16 protein-coding genes are annotated in these 15,476 nt (G+C 62.1%); 9 read left to right on the forward strand and 7 right to left on the reverse strand.

From position 1 onward, the window contains the following. The first annotated feature begins 543 nt into the window (after nt 1–543). From V2L18_RS00005 to V2L18_RS00015, 3 genes are read left to right on the forward strand one after another with little or no spacing between them, the layout of a single operon-like run. Entirely contained in the window at nt 544–1,101 is a 558-nt protein-coding gene (locus V2L18_RS00005; RefSeq protein WP_336175547.1) for a sigma-70 family RNA polymerase sigma factor, read from the forward strand. Next, the gene (locus tag V2L18_RS00010) at nt 1,098–1,748 is read left to right on the forward strand and encodes a ChrR family anti-sigma-E factor (RefSeq protein WP_336175549.1); all 651 of its coding nucleotides are present in this window, start codon (nt 1,098–1,100) and stop codon (nt 1,746–1,748) included. Before V2L18_RS00005 ends, V2L18_RS00010 begins: the two co-directional genes overlap by 4 nt. Nucleotides 1,749–1,751: 3 nt before the next feature. Then, the gene (locus tag V2L18_RS00015; protein WP_336175550.1) at nt 1,752–2,516 is read left to right on the forward strand and encodes an SDR family NAD(P)-dependent oxidoreductase; all 765 of its coding nucleotides are present in this window, start codon (nt 1,752–1,754) and stop codon (nt 2,514–2,516) included. A gap of 128 nt (nt 2,517–2,644) precedes the next feature. Here the strand turns inward: V2L18_RS00015 and V2L18_RS00020 are convergent, their stop codons facing one another. From V2L18_RS00020 to V2L18_RS00030, 3 genes are read right to left on the reverse strand one after another with little or no spacing between them, the layout of a single operon-like run. Further along, on the reverse strand, nt 2,645–3,877 hold the full coding sequence (locus V2L18_RS00020; protein ID WP_336175551.1) for a cyclopropane-fatty-acyl-phospholipid synthase family protein: 1,233 nt from the start codon (nt 3,875–3,877) through the stop codon (nt 2,645–2,647). Nucleotides 3,878–3,880: 3 nt separating this feature from the next. Beyond that, entirely contained in the window at nt 3,881–4,657 is a 777-nt protein-coding gene (locus V2L18_RS00025; RefSeq protein ID WP_336175552.1) for a DUF1365 domain-containing protein, read from the reverse strand. Beyond that, complete coding sequence (locus V2L18_RS00030; RefSeq protein WP_336175553.1) at nt 4,654–5,982, reverse strand: FAD-dependent oxidoreductase; 1,329 nt, start codon at nt 5,980–5,982, stop codon at nt 4,654–4,656. Before V2L18_RS00030 ends, V2L18_RS00025 begins: the two co-directional genes overlap by 4 nt. A 154-nt stretch (nt 5,983–6,136) precedes the next feature. Between V2L18_RS00030 and V2L18_RS00035 the strand changes: the two genes are divergently transcribed. Beyond that, the gene (locus tag V2L18_RS00035; protein WP_336175555.1) at nt 6,137–6,541 is read left to right on the forward strand and encodes a DUF2177 family protein; all 405 of its coding nucleotides are present in this window, start codon (nt 6,137–6,139) and stop codon (nt 6,539–6,541) included. Nucleotides 6,542–6,721: 180 nt separating this feature from the next. On the opposite strand, the gene V2L18_RS00040 is transcribed toward V2L18_RS00035, so the two are convergent. The 4 genes from V2L18_RS00040 to V2L18_RS00055 form a co-directional block, all read right to left on the reverse strand. After that, entirely contained in the window at nt 6,722–7,450 is a 729-nt protein-coding gene (locus V2L18_RS00040) for an SDR family oxidoreductase (protein WP_336175556.1), read from the reverse strand. A 71-nt stretch (nt 7,451–7,521) separates the two neighbouring features. Next, entirely contained in the window at nt 7,522–8,961 is a 1,440-nt protein-coding gene (gene xylB, locus V2L18_RS00045; RefSeq protein WP_336175557.1) for a xylulokinase, read from the reverse strand. A gap of 15 nt (nt 8,962–8,976) precedes the next feature. After that, nucleotides 8,977–9,666, reverse strand: a complete 690-nt coding sequence (locus tag V2L18_RS00050) for an HAD family phosphatase (RefSeq protein WP_336175558.1) — start codon at nt 9,664–9,666, stop codon at nt 8,977–8,979. Next, nucleotides 9,666–10,622 carry a sugar-binding transcriptional regulator gene (locus V2L18_RS00055; protein ID WP_336175559.1) on the reverse strand — a complete coding sequence of 319 codons (957 nt, stop codon included), beginning with the start codon at nt 10,620–10,622 and terminating at the stop codon, nt 9,666–9,668. Before V2L18_RS00055 ends, V2L18_RS00050 begins: the two co-directional genes overlap by 1 nt. Nucleotides 10,623–10,873: 251 nt before the next feature. Here V2L18_RS00055 and V2L18_RS00060 point away from each other — a divergent pair, with 251 nt between their 5' ends. From V2L18_RS00060 to V2L18_RS00080, 5 genes are all read left to right on the forward strand, one after another. Next, a complete protein-coding gene (locus V2L18_RS00060; protein ID WP_336175560.1) occupies nt 10,874–12,325 on the forward strand; it encodes an extracellular solute-binding protein in 1,452 nt (483 codons plus the stop codon). Nucleotides 12,326–12,445: 120 nt separating this feature from the next. Then, nucleotides 12,446–13,324: a sugar ABC transporter permease gene (locus V2L18_RS00065; protein ID WP_336175562.1), complete on the forward strand. Its 879-nt coding sequence runs from the start codon at nt 12,446–12,448 to the stop codon at nt 13,322–13,324. Between the two features lie 4 nt (nt 13,325–13,328). Further along, nucleotides 13,329–14,165 carry a carbohydrate ABC transporter permease gene (locus V2L18_RS00070; protein WP_107991913.1) on the forward strand — a complete coding sequence of 279 codons (837 nt, stop codon included), beginning with the start codon at nt 13,329–13,331 and terminating at the stop codon, nt 14,163–14,165. Between the two features lie 4 nt (nt 14,166–14,169). Next, nucleotides 14,170–14,418, forward strand: coding sequence for a DUF2160 family membrane protein (locus V2L18_RS00075; protein ID WP_336175566.1), 249 nt, complete (start codon nt 14,170–14,172; stop codon nt 14,416–14,418). A 4-nt stretch (nt 14,419–14,422) separates the two neighbouring features. After that, nucleotides 14,423–15,475, forward strand: a complete 1,053-nt coding sequence (locus V2L18_RS00080; RefSeq protein WP_336175568.1) for an NAD(P)-dependent alcohol dehydrogenase — start codon at nt 14,423–14,425, stop codon at nt 15,473–15,475. Nucleotide 15,476: the final 1 nt, after the last annotated feature.

Raw genomic sequence — 15,476 nt, forward strand, 5'->3', positions numbered from 1 at the left:
AGTAAAGCTCTCAGCGATACCCCCTATCTCCAGTTCCATCAGATTAAAGCCCACGACGCTTCGGTTGCACATTTGCGACGCAGACGTCGTATGCGTCACCTTGACCGTATGTTCACTTATTGGGGCGGCGGAATTGGGCGGCAGCACGGGAGCGGCACGGGGTCGGCTTCGATTGCTCGGCGCATGCCCTCTGGAGACAGCCAGTTCCGACCGGCCCGCTCGTATCATGCGGCTGCACGGGAAGCGCGAGCGCACGCAAAGATGGGATGCGACTTGCCGGTGCTTCAAAAGATTAGCTACCATATCGATATGATGCGGCCGGCGTGCGCGCGGGTGTGGTTTCGTCCAGGCCGTTACCCCGCACGAGCCGCGAGGTGTTGCCTGATCTGACGTCCGTGACGTTGCTTATCGTTCTTGCGAAAAAACGTACAAAAAATCCCGACACAGTGATCCACCCGCCCATGCACGACGTATTCACCCCAGGTGCAACCGGGTGCGGACATGCAAGCGGCTTTGAGCGTCATCAAGAAACCGGATGGTTCCGTGAGCTACGCGACAAAGGCTGACCATCAACGTCTCCTTGCACAGGTTGCCGCGGACCGGGACCGTGACGCGTTCCGCGCGCTGTTTGACTATTTCGGCCCCCGCGTGAAGACGTTGATGTTGAAGGCCGGAGCGGACCCGGCAATGGCGGACGATCTGGTGCAGGACGTGATGATGACCGTTTGGCGCAAGGTCGATCTCTATGCGCCGCACAAAGGGGCCGTCAGTACTTGGATCTACACAATCGCGCGTAATGCCCGGGTCGACTGGCACAGACGCGGCGCAGCGCAGCCCTACGACGATCTGGACGACCTGGAACTAGCTTCCGAGGAGCCAGACAGCGAAACAGAGGTGTTTGCTGCTCAACGCAGCGAATGCGTAGCCGCCGCGATCGCCGATCTGCCAAACGAGCAGCGCAGGATCATTGAATATGCCTTCGTGGAGGATCTGTCGCAGAACGAAATCGCCGAAAGGCTCGCCATCCCGCTCGGCACGGTGAAATCGAGAATGCGCCTCGCCTATGCGAAGCTGAAGGGACGACTGGAAACACTGAAATGACGGCCCGGCATCACATTGATGACAGCACGTTGCTGCGTTACGCGAGCGGCGATCTCGACGAGGCCTTCGCAGTTGTCGTGGCGTCGCATCTGGCCTTGTGTCCCCAGTGCCGCCGCTCCCTGCGCATTGCGGAAGATATCGGCGGCGAGCTGCTGAAGGGCGAAGATCCAGCCCCACTCGCAGACGATGCATTCGAGCGATTGATGTCAGGGCTCGAGAGGCCCGGCGGCGACACCCGTCGGCGGGTGGAGCAATCCGCCCCGGAAACGGATGTTCCGCTGCCATTGCGCCGTTTCGTAGGCGATCGGCTTGGCGACATTTCCTGGAGCAGGGTCGCCCCAGGCATTAGGCGTCACCGAATTGCCTTGGGGGGCGCATCCTCTCTTTTTCTCTTGCACATCGCACCCGGGAAGGCGGTTCCCGAACACGGCCACGGCGGCGCGGAGATGACGCTGATCCTGTCCGGTTCCTATCGGGATGCGCTCGGGCGGTTCGCTCCCGGCGACATCGCCGATCTGGACGAGCATGTGGAGCATCAGCCGAGGGTCGACTCAACAGGACCCTGCATCTGCCTCGTTGCGACCGAAATGCCTACGCGGTTCCGGGGATTTTTCAGTCGGCTATTGCAGCCGGTGGTCGGGATCTGATCGATGTCGGGGCTTCGCTGGAAAACGGTCTGGATTACCGGTGCGAGTTCCGGGATCGGACGCGCGCTTGCCCTTGCGATGGATGAAGAGGTGGCTACCGTCGCCGTATCGGCTCGCTCGGACGATCGTTTGGAGGCATTGCGCGAGCAGTGTGTGAACGTGTCGGCCCACCCGGTCGATGTCACGGACGGGGAAGCCGTGGCCCGTTGCGTGGACGCGATCGAGGCTTCCGCCGGGCCCATCGATCTCGCCGTACTCAATGCCGGAACTTGGGCGTTGATGGATGCGCCCAATCTGGACCTGACGGCCGTGCGATCTGGCGTTGAAGTCAACTACTTCGGTGTGATGAATGCGCTCGATGTGTTGATCCCGCGCATGCTTGAGCGGGGACGCGGGCATATCGCCATCGTCGCCTCCGTTGCGGGCTATCGCGGGTTGCCGCGTGCCGTCGCCTACGGTCCGACAAAGGCAGCCCTGATCAATCTTGCGGAAATATTGCGGCTGGAGCTCGAGCCCCGCGGCATCACGGTTTCGGTTATCAACCCGGGCTTTGTCGATACGCCCATGACTCGCGACAATCCGTTTCCGATGCCGGGCATCGTCAGTGCCGAGGAGGCTGCCGAGACGATCCTGACGGGGCTGAAGAAACGCAAGTACGAGATCGCGTTTCCACGTGGCTTTGCCTTGGTCATGAAATTGCTGCGGCTGATGCCGAACGCGCTTTATTTCCGGCTGATACGCAAGTTCGTCATGCGTCGAGCCGCCTGACGGGCGCAAAAAGTCCTTGCCATCTTTCGATCACAGATTACCGGATCTACCTCGCACGAATGGGCTCAAAATATCGAGCCGTCGCAATGTTCCGCCGCCCCGGCAACGTTGCCCGGGCGATGAAAGCGTTATTTCTTTCGCAATCTGTAAAAGCCGACATCTATCGAGCCTTCGTCGAAACCTGCTTCGCAATACGCCAGGTAATAGCGCCACCGGCGGCGGAAATTCTCGTCGAACCCGAGGCGTGCGATATCTGGCCATGCGGCTTCGAAGCGTCGGTACCATTCGCGCAGCGTGTGCGCATAGGACGGGCCGAAACTCTCGACATGGTCGAGCCTCAATCCTGACGCTGCGGCGTATCGTTCGATGATCCGTGGCGTGGGCAGCATGCCGCCGGGAAAGACGTAGCGCTGGATGAAGTCGGCGGAGCGGCGATACGTGTCAAAGCGGCGCTCGTCGATGGTGATGGCCTGGATGACGGCCGTGCCCTCCGGGGCCAGCCTGTCGTGCAGCACCTGAAAATAGTCAGACCAGTAGGCTTCTCCCACGGCCTCGATCATCTCGATCGAAACGATGCGATCGTAGCAGCCACGGATGTCACGGTAGTCTTCGAGCCGGAAGCGGCATAAGCTTGAAAGCCCGCGCTCCTTCGCAGCCTTGCACGCATGGTCTAGCTGTTCGTGCGAAAGGGTCACCCCGTCGACCTGTACCTGGTATTGTTCCGCGGCCCGCAGCGCAAACGCGCCCCAGCCGCATCCGATTTCCAGAACGCTCTCGCCGCCCTGAAGTTCGAGCAGATCGTTGATCTTTTGCAGCTTCGCAGCCTGGGCTGCTTCCAGGGTTTCGGTGCCTTTGCGGTAGTACCCGCTGGAGTACAGCATCTCCGGATCGAGCCATAGCCGGTAGAAGGCGTTGCCGAGGTCGTAGTGTTCGGGAATGTTGCGCCGGCTGCCGCGCCTTGAATTGTGGCGTCTGCCATGAGCGATGCGGTCGCGCAATCGTGCGCTCAGGACAACCTTGCCCGAGGTGCCCAGACGGTGGCGATTGCGCAAAACGAAGCGGAACAATCCGGGCAGATCCGAGCAGTCGATATCCCCGTTCATGTAGCCCTCGGCGAAGCCGATCGCGCCACGACGCACGATTCCGGCGACGGCGCGATACGTGCGCAGCCGTACGATCGGCTCCGCCGTTTCCCCAGCGCTGCCGAAGTGCATGCTTTCTCCCTGAGGCAGAACAACGCGGATCGCCCCATCGAGCTTGCGGTCCAACAGCCTTTTGAGGGCCCAGCGCGTGGCTGAGGTCAGAGGATTGGTCCAGCGCCGGCGAAGCGGTTCAGTGTCTGCTGTCAAATCGTCTTGCATGGGTCAGTCACCGGTAGGATCGACGTAGGTTACGGAGTTTGTTGGCGCCGACGGGCGCTTGACCAGGCGCAAGCCCTTGAGCCAGAGGCGCGCGGCTTCGAAATGGATTGCCATAGTGACCTTGAGGGTCAGCCAGCCGGTGCGCGCGAGGGCGCTCAACAGCGTCGCGTCGGTGAAGGGCCGCCTCTGCCCGCGAAAATAGGCCTTGAGCAGAGGTCCGTCCGCATTCCTGAGCGCCACGCCCACGGTGAGGCTTTCTCCGGGAGGGGTGACGTGGAAGCTGTAGGTGCCCGACACGTCGTTGAACGGGGACACATAGAGTTCCTTCGCGCAGCTTTGGGAGATCGCCTGGCCCTGTTCCTGGGCGACGACGGGCAGGACATATGTCTTGCGTTGCCCGAACGTGTTGTTCACCTCGTAGATCAGGAGGCGAACCGCGCCGGCTTGATCGAGGCCGTAGTAGACGGTCAGGGGATTGAAGACGTAGCCGAGGACGCGCGGATAGCACAGCATCAGAAACCGATGCACCTCGCCGCGCATCGGCGAGGCGTCCGCGAGCGAGCGGAGATAGGATGCGACCGGGGAGCCGTCGCCATGGTCACGGTCGCTCAGGCTCAGCAGATTGAAGCGGTTGTAAGAGAAGAGCCGCGAGCGCTTGTCCAGTGCGTCGAGGGTGTCGCAATCGAGCAGCAACGCGAAGACGCGGTATTTCAGCCGGTGGTTGACGGGCCGCAGGCGCGTGTGGACCACCGTTCCGGGATAGATCGCGTTGAGGTTCATTCCGCGGCCTCGCTCTTGGCCGGGTGAAGAGACGATATGCGGGCAGACTCCCCGTCGACGGTCCAGGGACGACGCTCCCCGCCCAGCGCTTCGGCCACAGCCAGGCCGCTCTGTATTCCGTCCTCGTGGAAGCCGTAGCCGAAATAGCTGCCGCAGAACCATGTTCTGCGGGTCCCCTGCAAGGACCAAAGGTCGCTTTGCGCGGCAGTGGCGCGCCTATCGAAGACCGGATGATGATACTTGATATCGGCATCGACGGCCTTGGGATGAATCTCGTCGTGCGGATTTAGGGTGAGGAAGAAATCGACACTGGTCGGCAGAGACTGGAGGCGGTTCATCCAGTAGCTGACGCATAGGTCCGTATCTGCGCCCTTGTGCGTCTTGAGGTAGTTCCAGCTCGACCACAGCCGACGGCGACGGGGCATCCAGCGCGGATCGCGATGCAGGATGGCGCGGTTCGCCTGGTAGGAAAATGATCCGAGCAGCTTCTCTTCCCGCACACTGGGCGTGTCCAGCATCCTGAGCGCCTGATCCGCATGTGTCGCGATCACGACATGATCGAACGGACGGATGACGCCTTGCGCGTCGGCGACATGGACATAGTCCTGATGGCGGACGATGCGCTCGACGCCATTGCCGACATGAAACTCGAACCCTGCGTCCTTCGCTAGTTTTTCGACATAGCGCCGGCTGCCTCCGGAAACCGTGCGCCAGGCGGGTCTGTCGCGAAACTGCAGCATGCCGTGATTGGCGTAGAAGTCGACGAAGCTGCGGGCCGGGAAGTCAAGCATCTCGTTCATCGAGGTCGACCAGATGGCCGCGCCCATCGGCACGATGTGATCCTCGATGAAAGCGCGGGAGTAATCCTCCTGTTCGAGGAAAGCCCCCAGGGTCATCTCTTCGCTTGCGTTCGCCACACGGACCTGTGCGGTGTCGAAGAAGCGGGCGACGTCTCGCAGAAGACGCCAATGGCGTGGCCTCAACAGGTTGCTGCGCTGGCCAAAAAAGCCGCCGAGACCCGATCCGGCATATTCGTATGCGCCGTTTTCCAATGAAAGCGCGAAGCTCATCTCCGTCGGATCCGTGGCGACGGAGAGGTGCCGGAAGAGAGCTGTGAGGTTGGGGTAGTTCATCTCGTTGTAAACGATGAACCCCGTATCCACGGCGACGGGCCCGTGGGGCGTCTCCACGTCGACCGTATTGGCGTGGCCACCCAGATGGTCGTCTGCCTCATAGACGGTCACGTGATGGCGCATCGACAGGAGCCATGCTGCGGAGAGGCCGGCGATGCCGGATCCAATAACGGCGATTTTGCTCGGTTCCATGGGTTTTTCCGGTTTCGCTTTGTCCTTGTACGCAGCAGACGGGAGAACGGATCACCCGCAAGGGCAACAAGGGGGGGCCGGATAATCGTGAGGATATGTGATCCGAGAAGGCGTGCGGAGCGTACCAAGCCAAACCTTTCCAGGAAGGATCGGCATGTTCCAATACGTGATCGCTTACATAGCCACGGCCGTCGTCTTTCTCGGCGTCGATTTTCTTTGGCTCTCACGCATCGCCAAGTCGTTTTATTATGGCAGGCTGGGAGATATTTTGCTGGAGACACCCCGAATGGGGGCGGCGGTAGCGTTCTACGCCGCGTATGTCGTGGGCATCGTTCTGTTCGCAATCGCTCCGGCGTTGCGCGCCGACAGTGCCGGAACGGCGTTCCTGTACGGCGCGCTGTTCGGGCTGTTCGCCTACGGAACCTATGACATGACCAATTACGCGACGCTGCGACACTGGTCGTTGACCGTTTCGCTTGTCGATATGGCGTGGGGCGCGTTCCTGACCGGCCTGTCCGCCTTGATCGGCATGTGGGTGGCGCGCGCGGTGTCGGGCTGACCAAGGTCGCGTCTTCGTGCCGGAAGGCGCGCGGAAGCGAAGCTTATCAAAGCCGCGGAGTAACGGGAAAAAGGCGCCGGCGATGGCCGGCCCGTTCCTTCTAGGTAAATTGCAATCCGCGCCGGGCAGGTTGAAAAAGGGCCGGCGCGAGTTGCCTCGATAGGGGCAGAGCCGATCGGCTCAGATATCGAAATTCGTCGGCAGCACGATCATGTCGCGGATCGTGACGTTGCGCGGCCGCGAGAGCATGTAGATCGCCGCATCGGCGATTTCCGCCGGCTCAAGCAGGCTGCCCGTTTCCTTCGCCTTGCGGAGATTTTCTTCCGGCCAGTCGGCGAGCAGTGCGCTGGCGACCGGGCCGGGCGATACCTGAGCCACCCGAATCCCGTGCCCCTTCAACTGGCGCCGCATGGTCTGCACGAAGCAGGTTATGGCCCATTTCGATCCGGAATAGACCGGTTCCCACTGGATCGGCATGTGACCGGCGACAGATGCCGTCACGAGGATGTCCCCCGTTTTTCGTTCGATCATGTGGGGGAGCACGTCGCGGACGTTCTTCATGACGGCGTTGACGTTCAGATTGAGCATGCGGTCGATCGCTGCCGTATCGGTGTCGATCAGGTCGCCACCGATGTAGCTTCCGGCATTGCAATGCAGAATGTCGATATGGCCAACCAGATCCAGGGCGTTCGGGATCATCCGGGCGCAGCTTTCGACATCGAGCAGATCGGTGACAAGGGGGTACGCAGTGTCGCCTAAGCGTCCACAGACGGTCTTGAGCGCGTCCTCGTCGCGATCGGCGAGAACGACGATGGCGCCCGTGGCGATCAATGCTTCCGTCGTGGCCAGGCCGATGCCGGAGGCGGCACCGGTGATCAACGCCACCTTTCCTTTCAAGCTCTCTGCCAACCTATTTCCTCCCTCGCTGTGATGGTGCAAGCAGGCGCTCGTCGCCCGCATGCGTTCGATATCCCTTGTTTTCAGGAAAGCGCTGCCAGCATTTCACGGGCCCGCACATAGCGGGCATAGCCGGCCTCGAAGGCGCTGCCGAGTTCCGCCACCGGCTCGATCGTGCGTGCGATTTTCGGGCGGGTCGCTATGTCTGCCTCCGCACCGGTTGCGGCCATCATGCCAAGCCGGGCGCATCCGAGCGCGGCGCCGTACTCGCCACCGGCCGGCACATCGATCGGGATGCCGAGGACGCAGGCCAGCACCTGCAGCCAGTAGTCCGATCGGCTTCCCCCGCCGATGGCCACCAGACTGGTAACGTCGGTGCCGGTTTCCCTGATGGCTTCCAGGCTGTCGCGCAAGGCAAAGGCGACGCCTTCCAGAACCGCGCGTGTGGTCGTTGTCCGGTCGCTGGAATGCTCCAGTCCGAGAAACGCCGCGCGCACGCTGGCATTGTTGATCGGCGTGCGCTCACCGCCAAGATAGGGCAGGAAGAGCGCGCGTCCGGGCGCGCTCAGATCGCCCAGAGTGCCGGCCAGGAAGGAAGGATCAGCCTCAAGGAGGCGGGCGAACCAGGCCAGCGCGTCACTTGCCGACAACACGACGCCCATCTGGTGCCAACGGTCGGGCAATGCGTGACAGAAGGTGTGAACCGCGGTTTCCGGGGCCGGCGCATAGGCATCATTGGCGACGAACACCACTCCGGAGGTCCCCAGCGAGACAAAACCCTCGCCCGCTTTCGTAAGCCCGGCGCCGACGGCGGATGCCGCGTTGTCGCCGGCGCCGCCGGCCACGACGGTGTCTTTCGCAAAACCCCAACGCGCCGCGATGTCGGCCTTCAGGCAGGCCGAGGCTTCGGAACCCTCCACCAGTCGCGGCATCTGACTGCGGTCCATTCCGCAGGCGCCCAGTAGCGCGTCCGACCAGTCCCGCTTGCCCGTATCGAGCCAGCTCGTGCCGGCCGCGTCCGACATCTCGCTCACGAATTCTCCCGTCAGCCAGAACCGCAGATAGTCCTTGGGCAGCAGGACCATCCGCGTCGCTTCGAACCGGTGCGGTTCGTGTTCCCTCATCCAGGCCAGTTTCGGAGCGGTAAATCCCGGGAAGACGATATTGCCCGATACGGATCGCCAGAGCGGATCAACGTCCATCCGCGCGGCTTCGGCTTCTGCCCGGGTGTCGTTCCAGAGAATGGAAGGACGAAGCACGTTTCCCGTGTGATCGAGCGGCGTGGCGCCGTGCATCTGTCCCGACAGGCCGATCCCGGAAATCCCGTCGAACGAAATCTGGGCCCTGAGCGCATCGAGTACGGCTATCAGCGCGTCAACCCAGTCCTGCGGATCCTGCTCCGACCATCCCGATTGCGGACGTGAGATCTCAAGCGGCGCCGTCGCGGAGGCGACGACGGATTGGTCGTCGCGAATGACGAGCCCCTTCAGTCCGCTCGTGCCGAGATCAAGACCCAGAAACATGTGCCGTTCCCCGTTTCACGACGACGCATCCATGATCTGAAGAAGATCGTCGAAACGCGCTACCACATCTGCCGCGCCTGCTGTCCTGAGACGTGCCGCGTGTTCCTCTCGATGATCGGTGAGGTGTCGCCCGCCGACGAAGCCGACGACCCGCATGCCGGCACGGATTGCCGCCGATACCCCGGCGCCGGCATCTTCAACGACAAGGCAGTCCTCCGGCCGGGCGTTCATCTTCATGGCGGCAAAGAGGAAAAGGTCCGGGGCGGGCTTTCCGTGTTCGACCGAATCCGCGCTGTAGGCCCGGCCGGCGAAGCGCTCGCTCAGGCCGACGGCCCGCAGCGCGAAGTCCAGGCGTCGGTAGGAGCTGCCGGAGGCGATGCAATAGGGGAATTCGCGGCGATCCAGTCGATCGAGGATGGTCAGGACGCCAGGCATGATGCGCAATTCGCGGGAATAGCGCTCAAACAGCCGCGCGTACCACCCCTCCCGAAAGGAGGCGTCCGGCATGCGGCCGGTAGCGCCGTGCACGAATGCCTCGATGTCCTCGAACGAGGCACCCAGAAATCGTGCGATCATCTCGCCGAGCTGCAATTTGATGCCGAACGCCGCCAGACAGGCTTGCAGCTCGGCCAGGGCGATGACCTCGCTGTCGACCACAACGCCGTCGAAGTCGAGGATGAGAGCCTTGCTTTTCTCATTCACCATCAATCGACCTTGAGCAACAGCTGGGCGGTGACATCGTCGGTAATCAGTGTGTTGACGAGCCCGCGCTTCATCGCGGCGCGGATGATGGAGATCTTGTGATGTCCCGCCGCGGCGAGGATCTTTTCCGGAATACGCTTTACCGTTTCCAGATCGACACCGATCGTTCGATCGTTGAGGGGATGCGTGATCGTATTGCCCTCGCGGTCGAGGAACCGTCCGAGCACGTCGCCGACGGCGCCATGAGCTATGAGCTCTTCCTGGCTGACTTCACCCGGAACACCCGTGGAGACCAGATAGGAGCGGTCCGAAACGTCGCCGGCGACCAGCACGGCGGCGTCGAGATGGCGTAGCTTGCGGAAATGATCACCGAATATCTCGGGCGCCAGAAACACATTGGGATCGATATCACGCGACAGATAGATCGGGGCCGCCAGGATCGAATAGTTCGCCCCGAAGCGTTCCGCAAAGCCGGAGGCGATCGCGAAGGAGTTGAATGAAGCGCCCTTGGTGCTGCCGCCGATCATCGAGACGATCTCGAGATCGGGGCGCGACTGTTTCGGCAGGCGGCGGATCGCGCTTTGCAGGGTCATGCCCCAGGAGACGCCGACGAGCCTCCAGTCGCTGGCGGTGACGCGTTCGCTCAGATAGCTGGCGAGCGCGGCCCCGACCGAGTTGTGATAGTCGTAGGCTTCGCGGTTAGCCGGCGCCACCAGTGCCTTTTCGAGGCCGAAGCGGGCCTTGATTTCCTCTTGCAGCTCGATGCGCGCCAGGAAGGGGGACTCGATGCTAACCTTCACCATGCCGAGCGACTTGGCGCGCTGGATCGCCTGATTGACGCGCAGCCGCGTCAGCCCGAGCGTCTTGGCGACCTCGGCCTGGGTCATTTCGTTGACATAGTAATGCCAGCAAACCTCGCTCACGAGAGCCTCGCTCTCGTCCCGCCCGTCCTGGGGCATCCGCTTGTCCCTTGAAGTCACCCTCTGCCCGCCTCCCGACGGTTTGGACGTTGTCGCCCGATTGTTTTGCGCGAAGTTCGGCCCTTGCGCGGAGCCGGTCGCCTCGCTCAATCTTACATTTGTAAACCCGGGCACACAAATGGATAAAACAGTTGCATTGATTATTATACATTTGTAATCTCATGGGAGACGGATCTGGAGGAGAGCGCCACAGGCGCCGCCGTCTTGCAGAAAAATCCGGGAGGAATCACATGAATTTATCTGTCAAGCTCGGCGCATCCGCGCTGGCGCTCATGCTTGCGGCGGGCTCTGCCTTCGCGCAGGATATCAAGGTTGAACATCCCGACTGGTGGAAGAACGCCGGTGCCAAGTTCGAGGGCGTGACGTTGCGTGGCGTGACCGAGGCGACGCCGCCGTCCAACTACATCTCCGATGTCCTCGCCCCGGCATTCGAGGACCTGACGGGCATTCGGGTGGAGATCGAGACCACTTCCTGGGATCAGATGTACGACAAGGCCATCAAGGACATGGAGGCCAAGACCGGCATCTATGACATGGTCTTCATCGAGCAGGATATCGTCTACGCCTATCTCGCCCGTGATTTTCTGGTTGATTTCACGGCCGAGTTGAAGGCGCACCCGGAGCTGAAGGCCGCGAATTTCGACGAGGCCAACCTGACCTCCTTTGCCGACAATTTCCGCGGCAAGAACGGCGACCTCTTCGGCATGCCGATGGAGGCCTTCATCAAGGTCTACCTCTATCGCACGGATCTCTTCAACGACCCGGAGGTCAAGGCCGCCTTCAAGAAGGAGACAGGTCACGATCTCGTCCCCGCCAAGACCCACGCCGAATATGCCGAGATCGCCCGCTTCTTCACCACGTGGGGCAAGGATCACGACATGAAGCTGTGGGGCACCACGGCGCAGGCCCATACCGGCCATCCGGCTTCCTGGTACGAGTTCTTTGAATCCGTCGCGCCCACCTACGGCGTCTACAACTGGGGCATCAACCCGGACAAGAACTACGCGGCGACCGTTGCCCACGGCGGTTCGATGAATTCGCCCGAAGCCAAGGCCGCGCTCAAGTGGTGGCTTGAGATGCGTGATCTGGCGCCGCCGGAATCGGTCCAGTCCACTTGGACGGAGGTCGCCACCACCTTCGCCGCCGGTCGTGCCGCGCAAGGGCTGGTCTACGGCGAGAACGCCGCCTGGATCGCGTCCGACAAGAACAAGTCGCGCGTCGTCGGCAAGGTGGGTGTCGCCCTGCCGCCGCTGGAAGATGGCGTGATGGCGGATGCCGAAAGCGGCAAGGGATATATCGGCTACTACGATGGTGGTGCCTTCGGCACTCCGGTCACCTCCAAGAACAAGGAAGCGGCGCTGCTGTTCCTGCAGTTCCTCGCGTTGCCCGAAATCCAGGAAGACTGGGCGGCGGCCGCATCGCGTATCACCCTGACCTCCACGTACGACACGCCGAAGGTCAAGGCGCTGGATAAGGAGTTGGGCGGCTACTACACGATGATGCGCGAGGACGGAAAGCTCTTCCGCGGCGCGCCCCCGTATCCCTTCCATGCCCAGGTGCGCGAGGCGACCGCGCAGATCCTCTACAAGGTCCTCACCGGCGATCTTGGCCCGGATGAAGGCCTCGACCAGATGGCCGCGAAGGCAGAGGAAGAACTTCAGACCCTCGGCTACCGCGAGTAGGCCGAACGCTTGCGGGCCGCGCCTTTGTTCCTGGCGCGGCCCGTGACCCCAGCTTCAATCTCAATCAGAACAAGCATCTGCCGTCGCGAACGTACTTTCGCGATGTGGGAGGATCAATCGATGCATTCGAACAGGCTGGGCTGGCTTCTGCTCGCCCCGACGCTGCTCGTCCTCGGTCTCTTCGGTGTCGTGCCGTTCTTCTACGTGGTCTGGGTTTCCTTCCACCAGTGGAACCCCTTCGCCGCCAACCCGGACATGATCTTCAACGGCGCGGAAAACTTCCGCCACCTCGTCTTTGACGAGGCCTTCCTGGCCTCGCTCGGCGCGACTGTGAGTTTTGTTTTTTTCGCGGTCGTTTCCGAACTGGTGCTTGGATACATGCTTGCCCAGGCCTTCATGAAGGACTTTCCCGGCAAGGGTTTCTTCCGCACGATCCACACTCTGCCTCTCATCATGGCGCCGATCATCGTCGGTTCGGTGTGGAAGCTGATGACGACGCCGTCCATCGGCATCATCCCGAACCTGCTCGACAGCTGGTTCGGCTTCGATCTCAACATCGGGCAGAGCGCGGCGGCCGCCTTCATCGTCACCGTGGTCATGGATGTCTGGCACTGGACCCCGCTCGTGACGCTGAGCCTCATCGCGGCCCTCGTCTCGCTGCCGCAAGATCCCTTCGAGCAGGCGCAGATCGATGGCGCCGGAAAACGGCAGATTTTCTGGCACGTTACCCTGCCGATGATCGCGCCCGCCGTGCTCGCCACGGTCTTCATCCGCCTGATGGATGCGCTGCGCACCGTCGACGAGGTGTTGATGCTCACCGGCGGCGGTCCGGGAGCGGCCACCCGCTATGTGGGCGTCCACATCTTCAAGGAAGTTTTCCCGCGCACGAACTACGGCTACGGCTCGGCCATTTCCGTCATCGTGCTCTACCTGACCATCGTGGTGTGCTGGCTGCTCTATGTGGGCATGCTCGCCCCGCGCAACACCGGGAAGGGGTGATGCGATGAAACGCCGGCACCCTTGGCTCTATCTCCTGTTCTGGATCGCAGTGAGTTTCCTCACGCTCTTTCCGATCTACTGGCTGTTCGTCATCTCGGTGAAACCGGCTGTGGATCTCTTCTCCACCCCGGACATCATCCTGAAAAGCTTCTACTGGCAGAACTACATCGACGTCCTGAACGACCGCACCCTGCGCGGCTACATGGTCAACTCGCTGGTGATCTCGTCGGGAAATGCGGTTCTGTGCACGACGCTCGGCTTTCTCGCCTGCTATGCGCTCTCGCGCTTCGACCTGCCGGGCAAGGAGAGCATCTTCTTCTGGACGATCACCAACCGCATGGCGCCGCCGGCAGTGTTCCTGCTTCCGCTGTTCCTGCTGATGACGCAGGTCTACCGGATCGGCGACTTCACGCTCCTCGATACGCGCATCGGCATGATCCTGGTCTATTGCACCTTCAACCTGCCCTTCGCGATCTGGACGTTGCGGCCCACCCTGGACGGTATCCCGAAGGAGCTGGACGAGGCTGCCTACATGGACGGGGCGAGCCCCTTCAAGGTGATCACCGAGGTGGTTTTCCCGCTGTGCCGGCCGGGCCTTGCGGTGACGCTGATCCTCACCTGGGTTTTTGCCTGGAACGAATACCTGCTCGCCGCCACGCTCACCAATTTCAGCGCACGCACCCTGACGACGGGCCTGTCGGAATACGTCACCACCACCGGCACGGAATGGGGAATCATGGCCGCGATCTCGGTCTTCACCCTTATCCCGGCGCTCATCGTCTTCGGCCTGGTGCAGCGCCACATCGTCACCGGCCTGACCTTCGGCGCGGTGAAGGGATAGCGCGATGAACCACAAACTCGACGATATCGACACGCCCATCGACGTGCTTGAGGACAACACGGCGCCGCCATCGGGATCCCGCGGATTCCTGCCGATCGAGACCAACGCCTTCGACCGCTGTTTCATCTCGGTCGTGATCTGGATCGCGCTGTCGCTCTTCTGGTTCCGCTTTATGGAGCCGGCCGGCCTCTCGATCTGGATTTCCAATGTCATCGCGATGGCGATCGCTGCCATCGTCATCGCGAAAGGGTAATGCAATGAAATCACTGGTTCTTGAAAAGAAAGACGAGCTTTCGCTGCGCGACTTCCCCGCCATCGACCGCGAGGAAGACGTGCTCGGTCCCCTCGACGTGCGCATCAAGCTGCACACGGTGGGCATCTGCGGATCGGACATCCACTATTACACCCATGGCCGCATCGGCCATTTCGTCGTCAACGAACCGATGATCCTCGGTCACGAGGCTTCCGGCACCGTGATTGAGACCGGTGCCGGGGTGAAAAGCGTCAAGGTCGGCGACCGGGTCTGCATGGAGCCGGGCATTCCCGATCCCAATTCAAAGGCGACGCGGCTCGGCATCTACAATGTGGATCCGGCGGTGCGCTTCTGGGCGACCCCGCCGGTCCACGGCATTTTGCGGCCCACCTGCGTCCACCCGGAAGCCTTCACTTTCAAGCTGCCCGACGCGGTCTCGTTTGCGGAAGCGGCGATGGTCGAGCCGCTCGCGGTCGGCGTTCACGCCGCCACCAAGGCCCGCATCAAACCGGGCGACATCGCGGTGGTGATGGGCGCTGGCCCGATCGGCCTCGTCACGGTTCTCTCCGCGCTCGCAGCCGGCTGCGCTCGTGTCTTCGTCAGCGACTTGTCGGACAAGAAGCTGGAGATCGCGGAAAGCCTCAACCCGGCCATCACCGGCGTCAACGCCGTGACGGGGGATCTCGTTGCCCGCGTCATGAAGGAGACGGACGGCTGGGGTGCGGACGTGGTGTTCGAGGCGACGGGCTCGCCCAAGGCGGCGGCGCAGATCTTCCAGCCGCTGGCGCCTGGCGGTTGCGTGGTCATGATCGGCGGCCAGCCCGATCCCATCTCCTATGATGCGGGTGCCGCGATGGTGCGCGAAGCGCGGGTGGAGAATATTTTCCGCTACGCCCACGTCTTCCCGCGTTGCGTCGCCATGCTCGCGTCGGGGGCAATCGACGTGAAGCCGCTCATCACCCGCACCTTCGACTTCGAGGAAAGCGTGCGCGCCTTCGAGGTCGCGGCCTCCGCGCCGCCGGCCGATGTGAAGATGCAGATCGTGATGCCCAGTTAAG

It is taken from the genome of Breoghania sp. JC706 (genome assembly GCF_037026715.1).
Lineage (GTDB): Bacteria > Pseudomonadota > Alphaproteobacteria > Rhizobiales > Stappiaceae > Breoghania.